The organism is Streptomyces sp. XY431 (assembly GCF_001279805.1).
Classification (GTDB): Bacteria; Actinomycetota; Actinomycetes; order Streptomycetales; family Streptomycetaceae; genus Kitasatospora; species Kitasatospora purpeofusca.
Genome location: NZ_LGDO01000521.1, coordinates 25,753 through 34,764, shown reverse-complemented (window position 1 = coordinate 34,764; position 9,012 = coordinate 25,753). Strand labels below are relative to the sequence as shown.

Annotated in this window: 6 protein-coding genes; 5 read left to right on the top strand and 1 reads right to left on the bottom strand. The window is 72.6% G+C overall.

Annotation, left to right across the window (positions count from 1 at the left end):
- Positions 1–202: 202 nt before the first annotated feature.
- Positions 203–1,279, bottom strand: a complete 1,077-nt coding sequence (locus ADK60_RS39835; RefSeq protein ID WP_078897000.1) for a LacI family DNA-binding transcriptional regulator — start codon at positions 1,277–1,279, stop codon at positions 203–205.
- 143 nt (positions 1,280–1,422) lie between these two features.
- Here ADK60_RS39835 and ADK60_RS39830 point away from each other — a divergent pair, with 143 nt between their 5' ends.
- From ADK60_RS39830 to ADK60_RS39810, 5 genes are all read left to right on the top strand, one after another.
- Positions 1,423–2,715 carry an ABC transporter substrate-binding protein gene (locus ADK60_RS39830; RefSeq protein WP_053651846.1) on the top strand — a complete coding sequence of 431 codons (1,293 nt, stop codon included), beginning with the start codon at positions 1,423–1,425 and terminating at the stop codon, positions 2,713–2,715.
- Positions 2,716–2,828: 113 nt separating this feature from the next.
- A complete protein-coding gene (locus tag ADK60_RS39825; protein WP_053651844.1) occupies positions 2,829–3,701 on the top strand; it encodes a carbohydrate ABC transporter permease in 873 nt (290 codons plus the stop codon).
- A 3-nt stretch (positions 3,702–3,704) separates the two neighbouring features.
- A complete protein-coding gene (locus ADK60_RS39820) occupies positions 3,705–4,553 on the top strand; it encodes a carbohydrate ABC transporter permease (protein ID WP_045943279.1) in 849 nt (282 codons plus the stop codon).
- 84 nt (positions 4,554–4,637) lie between these two features.
- Positions 4,638–5,945: a glycoside hydrolase 5 family protein gene (locus ADK60_RS39815; protein ID WP_053651843.1), complete on the top strand. Its 1,308-nt coding sequence runs from the start codon at positions 4,638–4,640 to the stop codon at positions 5,943–5,945.
- A 1-nt stretch (position 5,946) separates the two neighbouring features.
- Positions 5,947–8,991, top strand: coding sequence for an alpha-mannosidase (locus ADK60_RS39810; protein WP_053651841.1), 3,045 nt, complete (start codon positions 5,947–5,949; stop codon positions 8,989–8,991).
- Positions 8,992–9,012 lie beyond the last annotated feature (21 nt).

Below are 9,012 nucleotides of genomic sequence, written 5' to 3'. Positions count from 1 at the left end.
GGGTACGGCATGTACGGGTACGGCGCTTACGGGTGCGAGGGGTGCATGCGTGCGGGAGGTGCGGACTCCGGGCCGGGTGCGGCGCGCGGGCGCGGTGGAACCGGTGCGGGCCCGGGTGCGAACGGGCCGGCCGGCCGTGGCGCCTCGCCGGGCTCCGGCCCACGGTGGTGCGCCGAGCGGGGCCCGCTCGGCGCCAGCGAGGCTAAACCGGTTCAGGGGCACTGTCAACGGTGCCGGTGGAGTTCACACCCGCCGGTGAACCGCCGGCCGGCGGCGAGGTGGACTCGCGCACGGTCAGCCGCGGGGTCGGCATCTGCAGGTCACGGCCGGGCCCGGCGTCGTCGATCACCGCGAGCAGGCTGCGCGCCACCTGCTCGCCGAGCGCGAAGGTGTCCCGGCTCAGCGCGGTGAGCGGCGGGTGCACGATCCGGGCGAGCACCGAGTCGTCGAAGGAGACGATGGACAGCTCCCCGGGCACCGCGACGCCCATCTCCCCCGCCACGCCGAGACCGGCCACCGCCATCACGTCGCTGTCGTAGACGATCGCGGTGGGCCGCCGCGGCCGGGAGAGCAGGGTGCGGGTGGCGGCGGCGCCCTCCGCGTCGCTGAAGTCGGTCGGCACCGAGAGCGCCTCCTCCAACCCGAGCCGGCGGGAGGCGTCGCGCAGTGCGCGGATCCGCCGCTGGGTGTGCTGGAAGTGCGGCAGCCCGGCCAGGTGGGCGATCCGCCGGTGCCCGATGGCGGCCAGGTAGTCGACGATGGAGAGCATCGCCTCGCGGTCGTCGGCCCAGATCCGCAGCGGCCCGGCGCCCTTGCCCGGGCCGCCGAGCACGACCGCGGGCAGGCCGAGCGCGTCCAGCACGGCGAGCCTGGGGTCGCGCAACTGGAGGTCGACCACGATGAAGCCGTCGACCCGGTGCTCGGAGGTCCAGCGGCGGTAGACCTCGATCTCGGCCGCGGTGTCCTCGACCACCATCAGGTGCAGGGCGACGGAGTGCGCGGACAGCACCGCCTGGAGGCCCGAGAGCAGCTGGCTGAAGAACGGCTCGACGCCGATGGTCCTGGCCGGGCGGGCGATCACCAGGCCGACCGCGTCCGCCCTGGCCCCGCCGAGGGCGCGGGCGGCGCTGTGCGGCCGCCAGTTCATCTCCTCGGCGACCTGGAGGATCCGGGCCCTGGTCGCCTCGCTCACCCCCGGGCGGCCGTTGAGCGCGAAGGACACCGCGCCCTTGGAGACGCCCGCCCGGCGGGCGATGTCGGCGATGGTCGGTCTGCCCACGGGTTCCGACTCCTCTCTTGACAGCCAAGTTTAGGCCGGAGCATAGTCCCTGCAACAGCTAGACCGGTTTAGTAAGACAGGTTCCGAAACCGCGCGCAATCCCCGATGCATCCCCCTCCCCCACCCACCACGGGAGAACCCTCATGCGTAGAATCCGGGCGGCAGTGACGACGGCGGTGCTCACCGCGACCCTGGCCACAGGCTGCGGACTCGGCTCCGACGGCACCTCCGGCAGCAGTGACAGCGCGGCGAGCGCCGCCGCCACCGGCGAGGTCAAGGGCAAGGTCTCGCTCCAGACCTGGGCGCTGAAGCCGAAGTTCGCCGCCTATGTGCAGGGCGTGATCGACGGCTTCAAGCAGAAGTACCCGGGCGTCGAGGTCGACTGGCTGGACCAGCCCGGCGACGGCTACTCCGACAAGGTGCTCAGCCAGGCCGCCGCCGGCACCCTGCCCGATGTCGTCAACCTCCCACCGGACTTCGCCCTCCCGCTGGCGAAGCAGGGCCTGCTGCTGGACGTCGCCAAGGCCGACCCGAAGCTCCCCGAGGAGTACGTGGCCGGCGGCCTCGACGCCTACCGGTTCGCGGGCCTGGGCGGCACCTTCGGCTACCCCTGGTACCTCAACACCGACGTCAACTACTGGAACTCCGAGCTGCTGACCAAGTACGGCCTGGACCCGAAGAAGCTCCCCACCACCCTGGACGAACTCATCGCCCAGGCCCGGACCTTCAAGGAGAAGGCCGGCGGCTCGGCCTACCTGATGAGCCGCAAGCCCGGCCTCGGCGACCTGGTCGACGCGGGCGTCGAGGTAATGGCCGAGGACGGAAAGTCGTTCACCTTCAACACCCCCGAGGCCGCGGCCGTACTGGACAAGTACCGCGCCGCGTTCAAGGAGGGGCTGCTGCCGAACGACGTCCTCACCGACACCTACGCCGGCAACTCCAAGCTCTTCACGGCCGGCACCGCGGCCTGGACGACCGCCGGGGCCAACTTCATCACCACCGTCGCCACCGACAACCCCACCCTCGCCCCGAAGATCGTCTCCTCCCCGTCGATGGGCACCCCGCCGCTCTACGTCCAGGGCGTGTCCGTGCCCAAGAACACCAAGAACCCGGCCGCCGCGGTGGCCCTGGCCCGCTGGGTCACCAGCCCGGAGAACCAGGCCGCCTTCTCCCGGCTGACCAGCATCTTCCCCTCCACCAAGGCCTCCGCGAACGACCCGCTGTTCAGCAAGTCGGACGGCAGCAACGCCGGCGACGCCAAGGTCGTCGCCTTCACCTCGCTGGCCAAGGCGAAGATGCTCCAGCCGGTCCAGGTGGACGACGCGATGAGCACCATCGTCAAGCAGCAGTTCACCCTCGCGATCAGCGGCGACACCAGCTCCAAGCAGGCCCTGGACACCGCCGTCGAGCGGTGCAACCAGCTCCTCAAGGGCTAGGCCCTCTCCTTCGAGGCCCTGACCGCCCGCGCGCCGGTGGGCGGCGGCCCCGCCCCCGGGGAGCCGCCGCCCGCCGGGAACGACCCGCGACCCCCGCCCCAGGAAGGCACGGCATGACCCACCGGCGCTGGTTCACCCCCTGGCTGCTCGCCGGGCCCGCACTGATCTGGCTGGCCGTCTTCAACCTCTGGCCCGCCGCCAACACGGTGATCCTGTCGTTCACCAACGCCAAGCCGCTGGGCGGCGGGCGGTTCACCGGCCTCGAAAACTACCAACGCGCCTTCAGCGACGACCAGTTGGCCGACGCCCTGCTCAACTCCGTGATCTACCTGCTGATCTGCCTGCCGCTGCTGACCGTGCTGCCGCTGCTGCTGGCCCTGCTGGTCCAGCGCAGACTGCCCGGCATCACCTTCTTCCGCACCGCCTTCTACACCCCCGTCGTCGCCTCCGCCGTCGTGGTCGCCCTGATCTGGGGCTGGGCGCTGAACGACCGGGGGCTGATCAACGGCGTCCTGCGGCAGACCGGCCTCGCCGACTCGCCGGTCCCCTTCCTCACCGACCGCTGGCTGCTGCTGCTCAGCGCGATCGCCCTGACCACCTGGAAGGGCCTCGGCTACTACATGGTCATCTACCTGTCGGCGCTGGCCAATGTCGGCCGGGAGCTGCACGAGGCCGCCGCCGTCGACGGCGCGGGCACACTGCGCCGCTTCCTGCACGTCACCCTGCCGGGGGTGCGGCCCACCATGGTGCTGGTCTCGGTGCTCATCTCGGTCTCCTCGCTGCGGGTGTTCTCCGAGCTGTACGTGCTCTCCAACGGCACTGGCGGCCCGGGCGGCCGGGACATGTCGGTGGTGATGCTGATCCAGATGTACAGCCGCGGCTTCACCGGCCACCTCGGCTACGCCTCGGCGCTCAGCCTGCTGCTGTTCCTGATCACCCTCGGCCCGATGCTGCTGCTGACGCGCCTCAACCGGAAGGCGGCCTGACCCGTGAGGCGCTCCCGCAGCTTCAACACCCCCTCCCCCGCCGAGACCGCACTGCGCTACCTGCTGCTCCTGCTCGTCCTGCTGCTGGTCGTCGGGCCGTTCCTGTGGCAGCTCTCCACCTCCCTCAAGGGTCCGACAGAGGACGTCTGGTCCGCCACCCCGCACTTCCTCCCGGACCACCCCACCGTCGACAACTACCTCAAGGTCGCCGACACCATCCCGGTCTGGACGTACGCCGCCAACTCGCTGGTCGTCGCCGCCATCGCGATCTTCGGCAACGTGGTCGGCTGCACCCTGGCCGGCTACGCCCTCGCCAAGCTGCGCTTCCGCGGCGTCCGACTGGTGTTCGGTCTGCTGCTGGCCACCCTGGTCCTGCCCGGCGAGGCCACCGTGGTGTCCCAGTACGTCACCGTGCGCAGCCTCGGCCTGGCCGACACCCTGACCGGCGTGGCCCTGCCCGGCGCGCTCTCCATGCTCAATGTGCTGCTGATGCGCACCGCCTTCGCCGCCGTCCCGCCCGAGCTGGAGCAGGCGGCGCTGGTGGACGGCGCCAATGTCCGCCAACGGCTCTGGCACATCGGCCTGCCGAACGTGCGCGGCATGCTCAGCGTGATCGTGATCTTCACCTTCATCGGCGCCTGGGACGACTTCCTCTGGCCGCTGATCGTGCTCAACGACCCGCAGAAGTACACCCTCACGGTGGGTCTCCAGTACCTCAACGGCACCTTCAGCGCCAACCCCCGGCTGATCGCGGCCGGCACCATGATCGCCTTCCTGCCGATCGTGGTGGTGTTCGCGGTGTGCCAGCGCTTCTTCTTCAAGGGAGTGGAGGAGGGTGCCGTGAAGGGCTGAACCCGCACCGGACGACCGCACCGGACGACCCCACCGGACCGCACCGGACGCACCGCCGTTCCTCCTCCCAGGGAGCCACCGACCATGACCACCGCTCCGCGGACCACCGCCCCGCGCTTCGGCGTCAACTACACGCCCACCGCCGGCTGGTTCCACCACTGGCTCGACTTCGACCTCGACGCCGTCCGCGCCGACCTCGACTCGATCGCCGCGCTCGGCCTCGACCACGTCCGGGTGTTCCCGCTCTGGCCGCTGTTCCAGCCCAACCGGACGCTGATCCGCCCGCGCGCCGTCGAGCAGCTCGTGGCGCTGGTGGACGCGGCCGGGGAGCGCGGGCTCGACGTCGCCGTGGACGGCCTCCAGGGCCACCTGTCCAGCTTCGACTTCGAACCGGCCTGGATCCGGTCCTGGCACCGCCGGAACATGTTCACCGACCCGGACGTGGTCGACGGCCAGGCCGCCTATCTGCGCACCCTCGCCGCCGCCCTCGCCGAACGGCCCAACTTCCTCGGCATGACGGTCGGCAACGAGGTCAACCAGTTCTCCGGCGAGCCGCACCCCGACCCGCACCGGGCCACCCCCGAGCAGGCCGAGGCCTGGCTGCGCCGGATGGTCGACGCCTGCGAGCGGGGCGCCCCCGGCCGGCTGCACCTGCACGCCTCCTACGACGCCGCCTGGTACCTCGACGGGCACCCGTTCACCCCCTGGCACTCGGCCCGGATCGGCGCGGCCACCGCCGTGCACTCCTGGGTGTTCAACGGCACGGCGCAGCGCTACGGCGCCCGTTCCACCGCGAGCGACCAGCACGCCGCCTACCTGGTGGAGCTGTCCAAGGCCTGGGCCGGGGACCCGCACCGCCCGGTCTGGCTCCAGGAGGTCGGCGCCCCGGCCCCGCACATCACCGCCGCGGACGCCGCCCGGTTCACCGGCGCGACCGTCGCCGCGGTACTGGACTGCCCCGACCTGTGGGGCGTCACCTGGTGGTGCTCGCACGACGTGGACCGCTCGCTGGCGGACTTCCCCGAGCTGGAGTACAGCCTCGGCCTGCTGACCAACGACCGGCGGGTCAAGCCGGCCGGGGAGCGGCTGGCCGAGGCCGTCGCCGCCGCGCGCGCCGACTGGCGGGCGCCCGCGCCGCGCCGCACCGCCGTGGTGGTCGCCGCCGGGGACGAGGTGACCGCGCCGGGCCGCTCGGTCTGCGGTCCCGGCGGCGCCGTGTTCGAGACCTTCATGCGGCTGGCCGCGGACGGCGCCCGGCCGACCGCGGTCCTGGCCGAGCGCGCCGGGGACACCGCCCACCTCGCCGCCCGGGGCATCACCGAACTCGTCCACCCGGACGAACCGAGCCGACCCTCCCTCCCCCTCGCCCAGTCGCCCAACGGAGTCCGCTGACATGCACGATGACCGCACCCTCGTCGAAGCCCGCCTCAAGCGCGTCCTGGAGGAGCGCATCCGCCCGGCGGTGTACCCCGAGTCCGTCCCGCTGACCGTCACGGTCTGGACCGCGCCCGGCGAGCCCGTCCCGGTCGCCGAGGGCCTGGCCGCGCCGCGCTCGCCGATCGCGGTCGGGGACGCCTGGGGCGCGCCGTGGAGCACCAGTTGGCTCACCGTGGCCGGGACGGTGCCCGAGGCCTGGGCCGGGCGGACCGTCGAGGCGCTGATCGACCTCGGCTTCGACGCCAATATGCCCGGCTTCCAGTGCGAGGGCCTGGTGTACCGCCCGGACGGCACCCCGGTGAAGGGCCTCAATCCGCAGAACCAGTGGGTACGGATCGCCGCCCCGGCGGCCGGCGGCGAGCCGGTGCTGCTGCATGTCGAGGCCGCCGCCAACCCGGTCATCCTGGACTACCACCCCTTCCTGCCCACCGAGTTGGGCGACAGGGAGACCGCCGGGGACAAGCCGCAGTACCGGCTGGCGCGGATGGACCTCGCGGTCTTCGACGAGACGGTGTGGCAGCTGGTGCTGGACCTGGAGGTGCTCGGCGAGCTGATGGCCGAGCTGCCGGCCGACGGCGCGCGCCGCTGGGAGCTGCTGCGCGCGGTCGAGCGGGCCCTCGACGCGATCGACCTCCAGGACGTCAACGGCACGGCGGCGGCGGCCCGTTCCTGCCTGGTCGAGGTGCTGGCCGCGCCCGCCGCGCCGTCCGCGCACCGGATCGGCGCGATCGGCCACGCGCACATCGACTCGGCCTGGCTGTGGCCGCTGCGGGAGACGGTCCGCAAGGTCGCCCGGACCGCCGCCAATATGACCGCGCTGCTGGAGGACGAGCCGGACTTCCTCTACACCATGTCCCAGGCGCAGCAGTTCGCCTGGATCAAGGAGCACCGCCCGGAGGTGTACGCCCGGGTGAAGAAGGCGGTGGCGGACGGCCGCTTCGTCCCGGCCGGCGGCATGTGGGTGGAGTCGGACACCAACATGCCGTCCTCGGAGGCGATGGCCCGCCAGTTCGTGCACGGCAAGCGGTTCTTCCTGGCCGAGTTCGGGGTCGAGAACGAAGAGGCCTGGCTGCCGGACACCTTCGGCTTCACCGGCGGCCTGCCGCAGATCATCCGCAACGCGGGCTCCAAGTGGCTGCTGACCCAGAAGATCTCGTGGAGCCAGGTCAACAGGTTCCCGCACCACACCTTCCTCTGGGAGGGCATCGACGGCACCCGGATCTTCACCCACTTCCCGCCCGTGGACACCTACAACTGCTCCATGAAGGGCTCCGAGATCGCCCACGCGGCACGGAACTTCAAGGACAAGGGGGTGGCCCGGCACTCGCTGGCGCCGACCGGATGGGGCGACGGCGGTGGCGGCACCACCCGCGAGATGGTCGGCAAGGCCGCCCGGCTGCGCGACCTGGAGGGCTCCGCCACGGTGCGCTGGCAGCGGCCGGCCGAGTTCTTCGCCGAGGCCGAGGCCGAGTACCCGAGTCCGCCGGTCTGGGTGGGCGAGCTGTACCTGGAGCTGCACCGGGCCACGCTGACCAGCCAGGCCCGGACCAAGCAGGGCAACCGGCACAGCGAGAACCTGCTGCGGGAGGCCGAACTCTGGTGCGCCACGGCCGCGTTGCGCACCGGGATGGCCTACCCGTACGAGCGGCTGGACCGGATCTGGAAGACCGTGCTGCTGCACCAGTTCCACGACATCCTGCCGGGCTCCTCGATCGCCTGGGTGCACCGGGAGGCGGAGGCCACGTACGCGGGACTGGCGGCCGAGCTGGAGGAGCTGATCGGCACCGCCCAGCAGGCCCTGGCGGGCGATCCGGCGGGCGGGCGCGAGCTGGTGTTCAACGGCGCCCCGCACGGGCGTTCGGCGGTGCCGGCGGGCGGCGCGGCGGTGGCGGTGGCCGGTCCGGGCGACTGCGCGGTGACCGCGCGCGAGGGCGGCGGCTTCGTGCTCGACAACGGGCTGCTGCGGGTCGTGGTGGACGGCGACGGCCTGGTGGTGTCGGCGGTGGACGCGGCGAGCGGCCGGGAGGCCGTCGCCCCGGGCGCCCGGGCGAACCTGCTCCAACTGCACCCCGACTTCCCGAACATGTGGGACGCCTGGGACGTCGACCAGTTCTACCGGAACACCGTCACCGACCTGGTCGGGGCCGACGAGGTCGCGGTGCACACCGAGGACCCGGCGGAGGTCGCGGTGCGGGTCGCCCGCTCGTTCGGCTCCTCCACGGTGACCCAGACGCTGACCCTGCGCGCGGGCTCGGGCCGGCTGGACATCGACACCGAGGTGGACTGGCACGAGGCGGAGAAGTTCCTGAAGCTCGCGTTCCCGCTGGACGTGCACACCGAGCGGTACGCGGCCGAGACCCAGTTCGGCCACCAGTTCCGGCCCACCCACACCAACACCAGCTGGGACGCGGCCAAGTTCGAGGCCTGCAACCACCGCTTCGTGCACCTGGCCGAGCCGGGCTGGGGCGTCGCGCTGGTCACCCCCTCGACCTACGGGCACGACGTGACCCGGGCGGTGCGCGCGGACGACGGCGGCACCAGCACCACGGTCCGGTTCTCGCTGCTGCGCGCGCCGCGCTTCCCCGACCCGCGCACCGACCAGGGCCGGCACCGGTTCCGGCACGCGCTGGTGCCGGGCGCGGAGATCGGCGACGCGGTCCGCGAGGGCTACGCGGTGGGCCTGCCCGAGCGCCGGGTGACCGGTTCGGCGGAGGCGGTGCGACCGCTGGTCTCGCTGGACCAGGACGCGCTGGTGGTGAGCGCCGTCAAGCTGGCCGACGACGGCAGCGGGGACCTGGTGGTGCGGGTCTACGAGTCCGCCGGCGGCCGGGCCCGGGGGCGGCTGGCGACCTCCTTCGCACTGGTCGCCGCGGTGCCCTGCGACCTGCTGGAGCGGCCGTGGGAGGGCACCCGCGGCGAGGTCGTGGCGGACGGCGACGGGGTGCGGCTGGCGCTGCGGCCGTTCGAACTGGTGACCCTGCGGCTGACGCCGGCGCGCTGATCCTGTTTGCTGTCCCTGTCG

Coding starts and splice junctions, on each gene's coding strand:
- ADK60_RS39830 (WP_053651846.1), top strand. CDS start 1,423: ATGCGTAGAATCCGGGCGGCAGTGACGACGGCGGTGCTCACCGCGACC.
- ADK60_RS39825 (WP_053651844.1), top strand. CDS start 2,829: ATGACCCACCGGCGCTGGTTCACCCCCTGGCTGCTCGCCGGGCCCGCA.
- ADK60_RS39815 (WP_053651843.1), top strand. CDS start 4,638: ATGACCACCGCTCCGCGGACCACCGCCCCGCGCTTCGGCGTCAACTAC.
- ADK60_RS39810 (WP_053651841.1), top strand. CDS start 5,947: ATGCACGATGACCGCACCCTCGTCGAAGCCCGCCTCAAGCGCGTCCTG.